At 62.6% G+C, this 14,385-nt stretch carries 13 protein-coding genes and 1 pseudogene; 13 read left to right on the forward strand and 1 reads right to left on the reverse strand.

Translation table 11 applies throughout. The features are described from left to right. Nucleotides 1-14: 14 nt before the first annotated feature. The 5 genes and pseudogenes from NKI31_RS09065 to trmB all read left to right on the forward strand — a co-directional run bounded on the left by NKI31_RS09065 (nt 15) and on the right by trmB (nt 5,043). A pseudogene (locus NKI31_RS09065) lies at nt 15-486 on the forward strand (VOC family protein). A gap of 77 nt (nt 487-563) precedes the next feature. Further along, nucleotides 564-2,156 carry an apolipoprotein N-acyltransferase gene (gene lnt, locus NKI31_RS09070; protein ID WP_352651278.1) on the forward strand — a complete coding sequence of 531 codons (1,593 nt, stop codon included), beginning with the start codon at nt 564-566 and terminating at the stop codon, nt 2,154-2,156. Between the two features lie 137 nt (nt 2,157-2,293). Then, complete coding sequence (locus NKI31_RS09075; RefSeq protein ID WP_023669550.1) at nt 2,294-2,713, forward strand: helix-turn-helix domain-containing protein; 420 nt, start codon at nt 2,294-2,296, stop codon at nt 2,711-2,713. 223 nt (nt 2,714-2,936) lie between these two features. Beyond that, the gene (gene metK / locus NKI31_RS09080) at nt 2,937-4,202 is read left to right on the forward strand and encodes a methionine adenosyltransferase (RefSeq protein WP_023669551.1); all 1,266 of its coding nucleotides are present in this window, start codon (nt 2,937-2,939) and stop codon (nt 4,200-4,202) included. A 139-nt stretch (nt 4,203-4,341) separates the two neighbouring features. Further along, the gene (trmB, locus tag NKI31_RS09085; protein ID WP_023823757.1) at nt 4,342-5,043 is read left to right on the forward strand and encodes a tRNA (guanine(46)-N(7))-methyltransferase TrmB; all 702 of its coding nucleotides are present in this window, start codon (nt 4,342-4,344) and stop codon (nt 5,041-5,043) included. Nucleotides 5,044-5,085: 42 nt separating this feature from the next. Here the strand turns inward: trmB and NKI31_RS09090 are convergent, their stop codons facing one another. Next, nucleotides 5,086-5,250, reverse strand: coding sequence for a hypothetical protein (locus NKI31_RS09090; protein WP_023669553.1), 165 nt, complete (start codon nt 5,248-5,250; stop codon nt 5,086-5,088). Nucleotides 5,251-5,585: 335 nt separating this feature from the next. Between NKI31_RS09090 and rimP the strand changes: the two genes are divergently transcribed. The 8 genes from rimP to rpsO all read left to right on the forward strand — a co-directional run bounded on the left by rimP (nt 5,586) and on the right by rpsO (nt 14,284). Further along, nucleotides 5,586-6,230, forward strand: coding sequence for a ribosome maturation factor RimP (gene rimP / locus NKI31_RS09095; RefSeq protein WP_023669554.1), 645 nt, complete (start codon nt 5,586-5,588; stop codon nt 6,228-6,230). 47 nt (nt 6,231-6,277) lie between these two features. After that, on the forward strand, nt 6,278-7,873 hold the full coding sequence (nusA, locus tag NKI31_RS09100; RefSeq protein ID WP_023669555.1) for a transcription termination factor NusA: 1,596 nt from the start codon (nt 6,278-6,280) through the stop codon (nt 7,871-7,873). A 38-nt stretch (nt 7,874-7,911) separates the two neighbouring features. After that, nucleotides 7,912-8,562: an RNA-binding protein gene (locus NKI31_RS09105; protein WP_023726862.1), complete on the forward strand. Its 651-nt coding sequence runs from the start codon at nt 7,912-7,914 to the stop codon at nt 8,560-8,562. Continuing rightward, nucleotides 8,559-11,123, forward strand: a complete 2,565-nt coding sequence (infB, locus tag NKI31_RS09110; RefSeq protein ID WP_023669557.1) for a translation initiation factor IF-2 — start codon at nt 8,559-8,561, stop codon at nt 11,121-11,123. Before NKI31_RS09105 ends, infB begins: the two co-directional genes overlap by 4 nt. Nucleotides 11,124-11,284: 161 nt before the next feature. After that, nucleotides 11,285-11,704, forward strand: coding sequence for a 30S ribosome-binding factor RbfA (gene rbfA, locus NKI31_RS09115; protein WP_023669558.1), 420 nt, complete (start codon nt 11,285-11,287; stop codon nt 11,702-11,704). Continuing rightward, entirely contained in the window at nt 11,704-12,675 is a 972-nt protein-coding gene (truB, locus tag NKI31_RS09120; RefSeq protein WP_352651281.1) for a tRNA pseudouridine(55) synthase TruB, read from the forward strand. Before rbfA ends, truB begins: the two co-directional genes overlap by 1 nt. Nucleotides 12,676-12,719: 44 nt before the next feature. Then, nucleotides 12,720-13,814, forward strand: coding sequence for a magnesium/cobalt transporter CorA (corA, locus tag NKI31_RS09125; RefSeq protein WP_023682006.1), 1,095 nt, complete (start codon nt 12,720-12,722; stop codon nt 13,812-13,814). A gap of 95 nt (nt 13,815-13,909) precedes the next feature. Continuing rightward, nucleotides 13,910-14,284 (forward strand): 30S ribosomal protein S15, encoded by a 375-nt coding sequence (gene rpsO / locus NKI31_RS09130; RefSeq protein ID WP_280790898.1) that lies wholly within the window; start codon nt 13,910-13,912, stop codon nt 14,282-14,284. The last annotated feature ends 101 nt before the right edge of the window (nt 14,285-14,385 follow it).

Consider the following 14,385-nt stretch of genomic DNA (forward strand, 5'->3'; position numbering starts at 1 on the left):
ACGTTGCCCGGCTGATGACGATCGACGATCCCTTCAAGCACTCAACCTTTGGCTCGGGTGTCTTCTACAAGGACCCGCGAGCCGCATTGAAATGGCTCGAAACGGCCTTCGGGCTTCGAGCCGAGCATGGTGGTCAGCGACGCCGACGGACGGCTGGTCCATGCCGAAATGCGCTTTGGCGACGGCTACATCACCGTCGATTCCGAATGGGCCGATCATATTGCCAGTCCGGTAAGCGTCGGCGGCAAGAACACTCAGTCGGTCTGTGTGCGTCTGAAAGACGGCCTGGACGTGCATTGTGAGCGGGCAATGGCGGCTGGAGCCCAAATCGTCGAGGAGCCTGCCGACCATTTCTACGGCGAACGGCAGTATCGGGCGCGCGACCCCGAAGGCCATGTCTGGACCTTCACCCAGACCTTGCGCACGGTGCCGCGCGAGGAGGCCGAGCACCTGAGCGGGCTCACCATCGAGGGATGGCACCGATAGCGCAGCGATCGGCCGGTTCGCGTTTCAATAAATCTGATAAATCTTGGCTCCTGATTCGCGCGACCTGGGAAGTCTGTATGGAGCGCCTTGCCGGCCGGATAATTCTGCTTTGGGGCTGGCGGCGCGCGCTGGTGGCGTTTCTTGCCGGGGCGCTGGCGGTGCTCGCCCAGGCGCCTTACGATTTCTTCGCCGTCTGTTTCGTCTCGTTTCCACTGCTGGTCTGGCTGCTCGACGGCGCCACCGGCGAGGCTTCCGACGGCTGGCTCAGGCGCCTGCGGCCGGCTTTTGCCATCGGCTGGTGGTTCGGCTTCGGCTATTTCCTCGCCGGCCTGTGGTGGATCGGTGAGGCGCTTCTGGTCGAGGCCGACAGTTTCGCCTGGGCCTTACCCTTCGCGGTCGTCGGCATTCCTTTGGCGCTGGCATTTTTCTACGGCTTCGCCACCGTCGTCGCGCGGCTGTTATGGACCAACGACATTGGCCGCATTGCCGCCCTTGCCTTTGCTTTTGGCCTGACGGAATGGCTGCGCGGCTTCCTGTTCACCGGCTTTCCCTGGAATGACGTCGGTTATGCGGCGATGCCCGTGCCGCTGTTGATGCAAAGCGTGTCGGTGACCGGCATGGTCGGCATGAACGCGCTGGCGGTCTTTGTCTTCGCCATGCCGGCCTTGCTTGCAGCACGCCGGCATGTCCGTCTCGGTGTGGTCCTGCTTGCCATTCTCGTCGCCGCCCATGCCGGCTTCGGCTATGTCAGGCTCGCGACCCCCGACAAGCCGACAACCCGCACTCTCGATGTCCGTATCGTGCAACCGGATGTCGACCTCAGCGAAAAATGGGACGCCTCGGTGCGCGACCGCATCTTCGCCACGATGATGGGCCTGTCGGCCGCAGCGCCCGATCCCGGTCATGACAAACCGCAACTTATCCTGTGGCCGGAGACCTCGGTGCCGTTCCTATTCACCGAGCGTCCGGACGCGCTGACCGCGCTCGGCGACATGCTGCAGCCTGGTCAGATGCTGATTGCCGGCGTCGTGCGCGAGGAGCGCGGATCGGGGGCGGATGCCGACAGCCGCTACTACAATTCGGTGGTGGCGATCGATGACAAGGGCGAAATCGCTGATGCCGTCGACAAGGTCCATCTGGTGCCGTTCGGCGAGTATCTGCCGTTTTCCGGTCTGCTCAGCCGCTTCGGCATCGGACAGCTCGTCGCCGGGCCGATGAATTTCGCCGCCGGCAACGAGCGCCATCCGATCGCTTTGCCCGGCGGCATCAGCGCCTTGCCGTTTATTTGCTACGAGGTGATCTTTCCTGATCTTGTGGCTGTTGACGCAACGTCATCCCAGCTTATTGTGAACGTCACCAACGACGCATGGTTCGGCGACACGCCCGGGCCGTACCAGCATTTCAGGCAGGCTCAGATTCGCGCGGTGGAAAACGGATTGCCGCTGTTGCGCGCCGCCAACAACGGCATTTCCGCCGTTGTCGATACGCGGGGACGCATCGTCGACGCATTGGCGGTCGATGCACGTGGCGCCATCGACGTGCGGGTGCCGATCTCCGGCCAAGCCTTCATCTCCGCCGCGGGGCGGCGCATTAACGGAATGCTGATCATGTTGGTGTTTGCCGCAATCGCCCTCAGCTTGAACGTAAGGCAACGGCTACGGGTGAATTGACAGTCGACACATTAGAAACTCATACTGTTACCGCCTAATTTTCTCTAAGTCGGTTGGTGTTTCTGTTGGGGCAGTTGGCTCCGGCTTCGTTTGGGCGAGAAAAATAGAAAAGGCCGGAAAAATTCGGCGAGGAAAAAATGACAGAAGAAAACAAGAAGAAACCGAATCCGATCGACATCCATGTCGGAAGTCGCGTCCGCCTTCGGCGCAATATGCTTGGAATGAGCCAGGAAAAGCTTGGTGAAAATCTCGGTATTACGTTTCAGCAGATCCAAAAATATGAAAAAGGAACGAACCGCGTCGGCGCCAGCCGTCTGCAGGCAATAGCCTCGATACTCAGCGTGCCTGTCGCCTTCTTTTTCGAGGATGCGCCAGGGCAGGAGCCGGTGGGTAATAGAGGATTTGCCGAGGACACTTCGATGGCTTTCGCCGTCGAATTCTGCGGCAGTCCGGAAGGGCTTCAGCTCAACCGCGCGTTCGTCAAGATCGCGGATGTGAAGGTGCGCCGCCGGATAATCGACCTTGTGAAGTCCCTTTCTGCCGAAGATGCCGAGTGATTCGGTGGGTCGATTGACCCATTGGCCCCAGTAATCCCCTGGGCACGAGTGGCCCAGAGGCTCGACTGCCGGCGGCGCCAAGCCGCCGGTGGTACAAGATATATTGCTGCGGCACTCATGCCAGAACCGCGGCACCGCTTGACGAGCGGCGCCCGGCACCGTTAACACGTGGCGCGCCAAAATCGGCAGCCCTGCCGATCGTTTTTTTCAAGAGGGGACACCCGTGACGCGGCAGAACTACTTCTTCACCTCGGAATCCGTGGCCGAGGGTCATCCCGATAAAGTCTGTGACCGCATCTCGGACGAGATCGTCGATCTGGTCTATCGCGAGGCCAAGAAGACCGGCATGGACCCATGGAAAGTTCGCGTCGCCTGCGAGACGCTCGCAACCACCAACCGCGTCGTCATCGCCGGCGAAGTAAGGGTTCCCGATACTCTGCTGAAGCGGGACAAAGCCGGCAACATCCTCAAGGACGCCGCCGGGCATTCGGTCGTCAACCCGGCCAAGTTCAAGTCGGTCGCCCGCAAGGCGATCCGCGAAATCGGCTACGAGCAGGCCGGCTTCCACTGGAAGACGGCAAAGATCGAGGTTCTGCTGCACGGCCAGTCACCCGATATCGGCCAGGGAGTCGACAACGCCGCCGACCGCCAGGGCGAAGAGGGTGCCGGCGACCAGGGGATCATGTTCGGCTATGCCTGCCGCGAGACCCCGGACCTGATGCCGGCGCCGATCTATTACAGCCACAAGATTCTCGAACTGCTCGCCGCTGCCCGTCACGAAAACAACGGCGAAGCCGGCAAGCTCGGACCCGACGCCAAGAGCCAGGTCACCGTTCGCTATGTCGATGGCAAAGCCGCCGAAGCGACGCAGATCGTGCTATCGACGCAGCATCTCGACGCGACCTGGGATTCCAAGAAGGTCCGCAAGGTCGTTGAGCCTTACATCCGTGAGGCGCTCGGCGACCTCAAGATCGCCGACGATTGCATGTGGTACATCAACCCGACCGGCAAGTTCGTCATCGGTGGGCCGGACGGCGACGCCGGCCTGACCGGCCGCAAGATCATCGTCGACACCTACGGTGGTGCTGCCCCGCACGGCGGCGGCGCCTTCTCCGGCAAGGACACCACCAAGGTCGACCGCTCCGCCGCCTACGCGGCGCGCTATCTCGCCAAAAATGTGGTGGCGGCCAAGCTCGCCGACCGCTGCACCATCCAGCTGTCCTACGCTATCGGCGTTGCCCAGCCGCTGTCGGTCTATGTCGACCTGCACGGCACCGGCAAGGTCGACGAGGCCAAGCTCGAGGAAGCGCTGCGCACGGTGATGGATTTGTCGCCATCCGGCATCCGCAGGCATCTCGACCTCAACAAGCCGATCTACGCAAAGACCTCGTCCTACGGCCATTTCGGCCGCAAGGCCGGCCGAGACGGGTCCTTCTCCTGGGAAAAGACCGATCTGGCCAAGGCGCTCAAGGACGCGATCGCTGCTTAGGCATGATTCCAAACAGTGGGTACCGGTTTTTTGGAAAAGATCATGCTCCAACAAAGGATTAGATTGAGATGAGATTTCAGCCAAATCTCATCTCAATCCCAAATCTCATCTCAATCTAAGCGCGGCGCGCGACCAGGCCATGGATCCACAGGACAGGCGGAGCCGCGCGACCGAAGGGTTCTTCGGCCGCCGGCACGGCAAGACCATTCGCCCGCAGCAGGCGGCGGCGCTGGAAAGCGGTCTTGGGGCCTATGGCCTCGACCTCTCCGTCCAGGCACCGGCAGAATTGCGCGCGCTATTCTCAGCGGATGTTTCAACGGTTCGGCTGGAAATCGGCTTCGGCGGCGGTGAGCATCTGCTGCACCGTGCCACGGAGGCACCGGCGACCGGCTTCATCGGTGTCGAGCCGTTCGTCAACGGCATGGCCAAGCTGATGATGGCGGTGCGGGAAAAGCCGCTTGCCAATCTTCGCGTTTATGACGACGACGCCACGCGCCTGCTCGATTGGTTGCCGCAGGCGTCGCTCGACGGCATCGACCTGCTCTACCCCGATCCCTGGCCGAAGAAAAAGCACTGGAAGCGGCGTTTTGTCAGCCCGCTCAACCTCGATCGGTTCGCGCGCGTGCTGAAGCCGGGCGGAAAATTCCGCTTCGCATCCGACATCGACACCTATGTGAACTGGACCTTGTTGCACTGCCGGGCGCATGGCGCGCTCCTCTGGCAGGCGCAAGATGGGGCCGACTGGCATCGGCCCTATGAAGGCTGGCCGGGCACACGCTACGAGGCGAAAGCCATTCGCGAGGGCCGACGGCCGGCCTATCTCACCTTCATCAGAAAATAGTTCGATGCGGGAAAGTGTCCCGCATCGACAGCCGGTCTGGCTTCAGAAACGGCCGATCTTGCCGAAAGCGGTCGGGTCCATGCCAAGCCGGCGCAGATCGTTGGCGCGCGGCTTGCGGCCGGCTTCGACGGCCCGCGAGGCGGCAACGGCGCTGCCGAACAGGGCAAAGGCGTCGCCTATGGCGGAAAACACGGTACGGTTGCTCATTGTCTTGACCTTTCGCGCGCCACCGCGCGCTCATCTTTGATTTGTGCAGTGCACCATAGATAGCGATGTGACATCCGGGATCACAGGGCCGTTACCGCATAGCCGGCATGCGCCCCGCGCAATCCTGCCAGCCGTCGCCGGCTGCACTCTGCCCGGCCCCTCAACAGACTTGAAACACTGGCCGGGATCGTCTATATCAGCCTCAAATTCTTGGTCGGTATGACGAAGAGTGGGTCCACCCGGTCCCGCTCTTTTTTATTACCTGCCGGTCAGCCATCAGCAAAGAGATGGTTCGGGACGACGATCATCCTGACCCATAGAACGACAGGAAACGCATGACTGCAACGGCAAGCGAAGCCGACGACCGCATCATCCGCGAAAGCGGTATCGATGCGCGCATCGCGCTGATCGTTCAGCCGGTGTTGCGAGGCATTGGCTTCCGTCTCGTGCGGGTGCATCTGTCGGGCCAGAACGGCCTGACGCTGCAGATCATGGCCGAACGCGAGGACGGCACCATGACCGTCGAGGATTGCGAAGAGGTCAGCCGCGCTGTGTCGCCGGCGCTCGACGTCGATGACCCGATCGAGAAGGCCTATCATCTCGAAGTGTCGTCGCCGGGCATCGACCGGCCGCTGGTACGCAAGTCGGATTTCGTCACCTGGACCGGCCATCTGGTGAAGATGGAAACCTCGGTGCCGGTCGCCGACCGCAAGCGCTTCAAGGGCAAGATCGCCGAAGCCGGCGAAGACGACATGCTGCTCGAGCGCGACAAGGCCGCCTACGGCGAAGAGCCGACGGTTCGCATTCCTTATGACGCGATCGCCGATGTGCGGCTGATCCTCACCGACGACCTTATTCGCGATGCCCTTTCGAAGGACAACCGGGAACGCAAGGAAGCCAAGAAACGCCGCGGCGAAGCTGATGATGCACCCGAAGGTGCTGAAGGCGGCGCGGAAGACGAAATCGAACAGGAACTATGATGAGCGGCCGGGCCTAAAAGCTCGGCAACAAGCTCGGGAGAAATAAGATGGTTGTAAGCGCCAACAGACTTGAACTGCTGCAGATCGCCGACGCGGTGGCGCGTGAAAAGTCGATCGACAAGTCGATCGTCATTGCCGCCATGGCTGATGCGATCCAGAAGGCCGCGCGCTCGCGCTACGGCCAGGAAACCAACATCCGCGCCGACATCAACGCCAACACCGGCGAGATGAAGCTGCAGCGGCTGATGGAAGTGGTCGAGAAGGTCGACGACTACGCCACCCAGATCGCCATTTCCTCGGCCCGCGAGCGCAATCCGGACGCCCAGCTTGGCGACTTCATCGCCGAACAGCTGCCGCCAATGGATTTCGGCCGCATCGCCGCCCAGTCAGCCAAGCAGGTCATCGTGCAGAAAGTGCGCGAGGCCGAGCGCGACCGCCAGTATGACGAATACAAGGACCGCATCGGCGAGATCGTCAACGGCACCGTCAAGCGCGTCGAATATGGCAACGTCATCGTCGATCTCGGCCGTGGCGAGGCGATTATCCGCCGCGACGAGCTGATCCCGCGTGAAAACTACAAGTACGGCGACCGCGTCCGCGCCTATGTCTACGACGTGCGCCGCGAACAGCGCGGCCCGCAGATATTCCTGTCGCGCACCCATCCGCAGTTCATGGCCAAGCTCTTCACCATGGAAGTGCCGGAAATCTATGACGGCATCATCGAGATCAAGTCGGTCGCCCGCGACCCAGGCTCGCGCGCTAAGATCGCCGTCATTTCGCGTGACTCGTCGATCGATCCGGTCGGCGCCTGCGTCGGTATGCGCGGCAGCCGCGTCCAGGCCGTGGTCGGCGAATTGCAGGGCGAAAAGATCGACATCATCCCGTGGTCGCCTTCGGCTGCCTCCTTCATCGTCAACGCGCTGCAGCCGGCGGAAGTCGCCAAGGTCGTGCTCGACGAGGATGCCGAGCGCATCGAAGTGGTGGTTCCCGATGACCAGCTGTCGCTTGCCATCGGTCGTCGTGGCCAGAACGTGCGTCTTGCCTCGCAGCTCACCGGCTGGGACATCGACATCCTGACCGAGGCCGAGGAGTCTGAGCGCCGCCAGAAGGAATTCGTCGAACGCTCGTCGCTGTTCATGGAAGCCCTTGATGTCGACGAGATGGTCGGCCAGGTGTTGGCCTCCGAAGGCTTCACCAGCGTCGAGGAAGTTGCCTACGTCGATTCGGGCGAGATCGCCTCGATCGACGGTTTCGACGAAGACACCGCTTCGGAGATCCAGACCCGCGCCCGCGAATATCTGGAGAAGATCGAAGCCGAGCATGACGACAAGCGCAAGGCGCTGGGCGTCACCGACGAACTGCGCGAGATCCCTGGCGTCACCACCGCCATGATGGTGACGCTCGGCGAGGATGGCGTGAAGACGATCGAGGATTTCGCCGGCTATGCCGCCGACGACCTGACCGGCTGGAAGGAACGCAAGGACGGCGAGACCAAGGTATTCCCGGGTGTGCTCGCCAATCACGGCGTGTCGCGCGCCGACGCCGAGCAGATGGTTCTGGCAGCCCGCCTCAAGGCCGGCTGGATCACCGAAGACGAGCTTGCAGCCGAACAGGTCCCGGCTGACGAAGCCGTTGGTGCGTGAGGTGAAACCGCATCGCACACAACCCGCCCCAGGACGAGATGAACGATCGCACCTGCATCGTCACGCGCAAGCAAGCCGAGCCGGATGAGCTGATCCGTTTCGTCGTCGGCCCGGATTCGGCCGTCGTTCCTGACCTGAAGAGAAATCTGCCCGGCCGTGGTTGTTGGGTGAGCGCCGACCGCCTACATATCGACAAGGCGGCGGCGAAGAACCTGTTTGCCCGCGCCTTCAAGGCGCAGGTCGTCGTGCCGCCCGATCTCGGCGGCATGGTCGACGGACTGCTTGCACGATCCGCTTTGGGTATGCTTGGCCTTGCCCGCAAGGCTGGCTCGATCGCACTCGGCGCAACCAAGGTCGAGAGCGCGGTGCGCTCGGGGTCGGCGCTTTTCGTGCTCCACGCGACCGAGGCATCCGACGATGGCGTGCGCAAGATCAGTCAGGCGCGGCGGGCAACTGTCCACCTCGGCGGGCCGGCAGTCCTTGCCTACAAACTTTTCTCCGAGGCCGAGTTGAGCTTGGCATTGGGGGGTACAAATGTGATACATGCTGCCGTTCTCGCGGGAGACGCGGGCAAGGCGGTTGAGAGGCGCATGGTTGCGCTCGACCGATATCGGGGCGGAACCCCCGACGATCTGGCAATGCTTGCGGCCGTTGCTGACGAAGATGATGCTGCAGAGGATATGGAATGAGCGATACGAAATCGGGCGACGATAAGACGTTGAGTGTTACACCGAAGAAGACCTTGACGCTGAAGCGCCCCGGTACAGAGCAGAGCGTCGTGCGACAGAATTTCTCGCATGGCCGCACCAAGCAGGTCCAGGTCGAGATCAAGAAGCGCAAATTCTCCATGCCCGGCGACAAGCCGGAGCCGGTGGCTGCACCCGTATTTACGCCCAAGCCCGCGGTAGTGGCAGCCCCCGTCGTGCAGGAAGCGCCTAAGGCGCCGCCTCCGCCGCCGCCGGCCGAACGCGGCGGCATGGTGCTGAACGAACTGTCGCGCAATGAAATGGAAGCGCGCCGCAGGGCGCTCGAAGGCTCCAAGGTTCGCGACGTCGAGGACCGCCAACGCGCCATCGAAGAGGCCAAGCGCCGCAACGAGGATGAGGAACGCCGCAAGCGCGAGCGCGAGGAATCCGCGCGCCGTCAGGCCGAGGAAGAAGCCCGCCTGCAGACCGAGGCCGAGTCCCGCCGCCGCGCCGAGGAAGAAGCGCGCCGCCGCGCGCCGCAGGCTGCCGAGCTTGTGGCATCGGACGACGAGGAAGAGGTCAAGCCGAAGCGCACCGCCGCCGGCGCCCCGGTACGCCGTCCGGTTACGCCCGAAGTGGCGCGCCCGGCCAAGCCGACCAAGGCCGAGGAAGACCGTCGTCGCGGCAAGCTGACCCTCAACACGGCGCTTTCCGACGAGGACGCGCGCGCCCGCTCGCTGTCGTCGATGCGTCGCCGCCAGGAAAAATTCAAGCGCGCGATGCATAATGAGCCGCGCGAGAAGGTTATGCGCGAAGTGATCCTGCCTGAAACCATCACCATCCAGGAACTGGCGCAGCGCATGTCCGAGCGCGCTGTCGATGTGGTCAAGTACTTCATGAAGCAGGGCCAGATCCTGAAGCCGGGCGACATCATCGACGCCGACACGGCCGAGCTGGTCGCCACCGAATTCGGCCACACGGTCCGCCGCGTCGCCGAGTCCGACATCGAGGAAGGCCTGTTCAACATTGCCGACAATGCCGAGGACCTGGTGTCGCGGCCGCCTGTCGTGACCATCATGGGCCATGTCGACCACGGCAAGACCTCGCTGCTCGACGCCATCCGCAATGCCAATGTCGTCTCCGGCGAAGCCGGCGGCATCACCCAGCATATCGGCGCCTACCAGGTCGAGAAGAACGGTCAGAAGATCACCTTCATCGACACGCCCGGTCACGCCGCCTTCACGGCGATGCGCGCCCGCGGCGCTCAGGCGACCGACATCGCTATCCTGGTGGTGGCGGCCGACGACAGCGTCATGCCGCAGACCATCGAATCGATCAGCCATGCCAAGGCGGCCGGCGTTCCGATCATCGTGGCGATCAACAAGATCGACAAGCATGATGCCGATCCGCAGAAGGTGCGGTCGGAACTGCTGCGCCATGAGGTGTTCGTCGAATCGATGGGCGGTGAAGTGCTGGACGTCGAAGTGTCGGCGACCAAGGGCACCAACCTCGACAAGCTGCTCGAGGCGATCCTGCTGCAGGCCGAAATCCTCGACCTCAAGGCCAATCCGGACCGTACCGCCGAGGGCGTGGTCATCGAAGCCCAGCTCGACAAGGGCCGTGGCCCCGTCGCCACCGTACTGGTGCAGACCGGCACTTTGATGCCGGGCGACATCCTCGTCGCCGGCAACGAATGGGGCCGGGTGCGCGCGCTGGTCAACGACCGTGGCGAGCAGATCAAGGAGGCGCCGCCGGCAATGCCGGTCGAGGTGCTTGGCCTGCAGGGCACGCCGCAAGCCGGCGACCGCTTCGCTGTCGTCAACAACGAGGCCCGCGCCCGCGAGATCACCGAATATCGCCAGCGTCTGGCGCGCGAGAAGGCAGTGGCTCGCCATGCCGGCCAGCGCGGCTCGCTCGAACAGATGATGTCGCAGCTGCAGACGAGCGGGTTGAAGGAATTCCCGCTGGTCATCAAGGGCGACGTGCAGGGTTCGATCGAGGCGATCAACGCCGCTCTCGACAAGCTTGGCACCGACGAGGTGCGTGCGCGCATCGTTCATGCCGGCGCCGGCGCCATCACCGAAAGCGACGTGTCGCTGGCGGAGACCTCGGGGGCCGCGATCATCGGCTTCAACGTCCGTGCCAACGTGCAGGCACGTGCGGCCGCGGCGGCCGCGGGCATCGAAATCCGCTACTACTCGATCATCTACAACCTCGTCGACGATGTGAAGGCAGCACTTTCCGGCTTGCTGTCGCCGGAACGCCGCGAGACCTTCATCGGCAATGCCGAGATCCTCGAGATCTTCGACATCACCAAGGTCGGCAAGATCGCCGGCTGCCGTGTCACCGAAGGCAAGGTCGAGCGTGGAGCGGGCGTGCGCCTGATCCGCGACAACGTCGTCATCCATGAAGGCACGCTGAAGACCCTCAAGCGCTTCAAGGACGAAGTCGCGGAAGTTCCGGGCGGCCAGGAGTGCGGCATGGCCTTCCAGAACTACGAGGACATGCGCGTTGGCGACATCATCGAGTGCTTCCGCGTCGAGATGGTGACCCGGACGCTCTGAGTTCGTATACTGTCGATACGACCGGGCGGTGGTCGAAAGACCGCCGCCCTAACTTTAATGCCTGTCGCCCAAAAGTGCGGGATAAACGACATGCATAGAAACAAGTATGAGACATGCGGCACGGTCCCATCCCGCGCCTCACGCTTTCCGGATTGAGAAAAATGCCCCGTCCAACCGCCTCCAGCCCATCCCAGCGCATGCTTCGCGTCGCCGAACAGGTGCGCCATGCGCTGTCGGAAACCTTGCAGCGCGGCGAGATTATCGACCCGCTGATCGAGAACACCGTGGTTTCGGTCTCGGAAGTGCGCATGTCGACTGATCTGAGGGTCGCAACGGCCTTCGTTTCGCCGCTCGGCGCCAAGGACACGGGTGCGGTCATCGACGCGCTCAACAAGCATGCGAAGTTCGTCCGTGGCCGCGTCTCCGGCGCGCTCCGCCAGATGAAGTTCATGCCGGAGTTCCGCTTCAAGCTCGATACGTCCTTCGACAATTTCGCCAGGATCAACGATTTGCTGAAATCGCCCGAAGTCGCGCGAGACTTGGGTGCCGATGGCGAAGACAACGACAAGGACGAGAAATAGTGGGGCGCCGCGGCAAGAAGAAGGGCCGGCCGATCTCCGGCTGGGTGGTGCTGGACAAGCCGGTTGGCATGGGTTCGACCGAAGCCGTCTCCAAGATCAAATGGCTTTTCCAGGCCGAAAAGGCCGGCCATGCCGGCACACTCGACCCGCTGGCCTCTGGCATGCTGCCGATCGCGCTCGGCGAGGCAACCAAGACCGTGCCTTATGTACAGGACGGCGCCAAGATCTACCGGTTCACCGTCGCTTGGGGCGAGGAGCGTTCGACCGACGATCTCGAAGGCCCGGTGACGCAAAGTTCCGGCCGCCGTCCGGCGGAAAACGACGTCAGGGCGCTGCTGCCGAACTACACCGGCGTCATCATGCAGACACCGCCGCAATTCTCGGCCATCAAGATATCAGGCGAACGCGCCTACGATCTCGCCCGTGGGGGCGAGGCGGTCGACATCCCCGCGCGCGAGATCGAGATCGGCCGTCTGGACATCGTCGAGCACGCTGCCGACCACACTTTGTTCGAGGTCGAATGCGGCAAGGGCACCTATGTGCGCTCGCTGGCCCGCGACATGGGCCGCGACCTCGGCTGCTTCGGTCATATCGCCGAATTGCGCCGGGTCGAGGTCGAGCCGTTCACCCAGGAGGATTTCGTCACCCTCGCCGAACTGGAAGTCGCCCGTTTCGGCGAACAGCGCGAAGCTGACGGAGAGGGCGACGCCGATGTTGCCGATGCGCCGATCGACTTTGGCGCCATCGATGCGCTGCTTGTCGACACGGCCGCCGCGCTCGACTGCCTGCCCCAGATCGCCATCAGCGACGAAGCGGCGACCAAGATCCGCCTTGGCAATCCCGTCATCATCCGCGGCCGCGACGCGCCCGTGGAAGCCGAGGAAGCCTGCGCCACCGCGCGCGGCAAGCTTGTCGCCATCGGCGCCATCGAGCAGGGCATGTTCAAGCCGAAGCGGGTCTTTGCCGGCTGACCACTCTCGTCTAGTCTTACGTCGACGTCACATCCGAGGGGCACATGGCAAAGGCTGAGGCGGTGAAGAAGCGGGCGCCGGTGACAACGCGCCGGCCGCCGGTTGGCGCCTCGCCTGGCACGCTGATCGCCGATCCGGCGGCGCGACGGTCCGAGCTGCGGCTGACGCTGATTTCGCCTGAAAAATTCAAGACCATCAACGATGCCAGTATCGACGATCTCAACACCCATTGCGACAACTGGCCGGTCGTCTGGTTGGACTGCACCGGTCTCGCCAACATCCAGCTGATCGAGGAGATCGGCCGGATCTTCAACCTGCATCCACTGGCTCTGGAAGATGTCGTCAACACCGGCCAGCGGCCGAAGGTCGACTTCTTCGAGGACCACGCCTTCGTCGTCATGCGCATGATCGACGACGTCAAGGTGCATCGCTATGAGCAGATCGCGGTGTTCTTCGGCAAGAAATTCGTCGTCACCTTCCAGGAGCGCGAAGGCGATCCGTTCGACCCCGTACGCAAGCGCATCGCGGCAGCGTTGCCCAACCGCTTGCGGATGCGCGGCGCCGACTATCTGGCCTATGCGCTCATCGACTCCATCGTCGACAGCTATTTCCCGCCGATTGAGGCCGCTAGCGAGGAGGTCGATGGCATCGAGGACGAGATGCTCAACACGCCTCACAAGCATCAGATGCGCCAGCTGCACGAATTGCGGCGCGACGCCAATGTGCTCAAGGGCGTGCTGTGGCCGATGCGCGACGCGCTGGCGACGCTGATCCGCAACGACGTGCCCTATGTGAAGCCGGAGACGAAAATCTTCTTCAACGACACGCTCGACCACGCATTGCGGCTGATCGAGCTGGTCGAGAACCAGCGTGATATGCTGACCGGCTTGATCGAAATGCATTTGTCGCTGAGCCAGGCACGCACCAACGATGTGATCTCTTATCTCACCATCGTCTCGGTGATTTTCATGCCGCTAACCTTCCTGGTCGGTATCTGGGGGATGAATTTCGATCCCGAGAGCTCGCCGTGGAACATGCCGGAACTGAAAGCCTACTATGGCTACCCGGCTTCGCTGCTGTTCATGCTGGCCGTTGCTGTCGGGCTGATCGTCTTCTTCAAAAGCAAGAAGTGGCTGTAAGGTTTCGGTGTCAGGGGAATCCTGGATTCCCGAGCAAAGGGCTGCGACAAGCCGGCTTTATGAATGGGCTGGTGTTTTCCGGGGAATTGCCCTATATGCGCCGCAGCATCGCGCCATGTCGCTTTGCTTGCACCGGCCCCTGCTGGACGACATCCCGGCTGAGGGCGACCCGTTTCCTCAAACAGATAAGGAAAAACACGATGTCGATTACTGCCGAGCGCAAACAGGAATTGATGGGTGAATTCGCAACCGCCAAGGGCGATACCGGGTCTCCGGAAGTCCAGGTGGCCATCCTTTCCGAGCGCATCAAGAACCTGACCGACCACTTCAAGGACCACAAGAAGGATAACCATTCCCGCCGTGGTCTGCTCGCTCTCGTCTCCCAGCGCCGCAGCCTGCTTGATTATCTCAAGCGCAAGGATGACGCGCGCTATCAGACGTTGATCGAGAAGCTCGGTCTGCGCCGTTGACGAATTGACCGGCGGGCTTTCGAAGGAGAGCCCGCCGGTCGCGCATTCTGCCAGTCGCATCGATTGGCTAGACCCGGTTTCGAGCGCGCAGAGGCCACTCG

The sequence above is a fragment of the Mesorhizobium sp. M0659 genome (assembly GCF_040320605.1).
Classification (GTDB): domain Bacteria; phylum Pseudomonadota; class Alphaproteobacteria; order Rhizobiales; family Rhizobiaceae; genus Mesorhizobium.

Coding starts and splice junctions, on each gene's coding strand:
- lnt (WP_352651278.1), top strand. CDS start 564: ATGGAGCGCCTTGCCGGCCGGATAATTCTGCTTTGGGGCTGGCGGCGC.
- NKI31_RS09075 (WP_023669550.1), top strand. CDS start 2,294: ATGACAGAAGAAAACAAGAAGAAACCGAATCCGATCGACATCCATGTC.
- trmB (WP_023823757.1), top strand. CDS start 4,342: ATGGATCCACAGGACAGGCGGAGCCGCGCGACCGAAGGGTTCTTCGGC.
- NKI31_RS09090 (WP_023669553.1), bottom strand. CDS start 5,250: ATGAGCAACCGTACCGTGTTTTCCGCCATAGGCGACGCCTTTGCCCTG.
- rimP (WP_023669554.1), top strand. CDS start 5,586: ATGACTGCAACGGCAAGCGAAGCCGACGACCGCATCATCCGCGAAAGC.
- nusA (WP_023669555.1), top strand. CDS start 6,278: ATGGTTGTAAGCGCCAACAGACTTGAACTGCTGCAGATCGCCGACGCG.
- NKI31_RS09105 (WP_023726862.1), top strand. CDS start 7,912: ATGAACGATCGCACCTGCATCGTCACGCGCAAGCAAGCCGAGCCGGAT.
- infB (WP_023669557.1), top strand. CDS start 8,559: ATGAGCGATACGAAATCGGGCGACGATAAGACGTTGAGTGTTACACCG.
- rbfA (WP_023669558.1), top strand. CDS start 11,285: ATGCCCCGTCCAACCGCCTCCAGCCCATCCCAGCGCATGCTTCGCGTC.
- corA (WP_023682006.1), top strand. CDS start 12,720: ATGGCAAAGGCTGAGGCGGTGAAGAAGCGGGCGCCGGTGACAACGCGC.
- rpsO (WP_280790898.1), top strand. CDS start 13,910: ATGCGCCGCAGCATCGCGCCATGTCGCTTTGCTTGCACCGGCCCCTGC.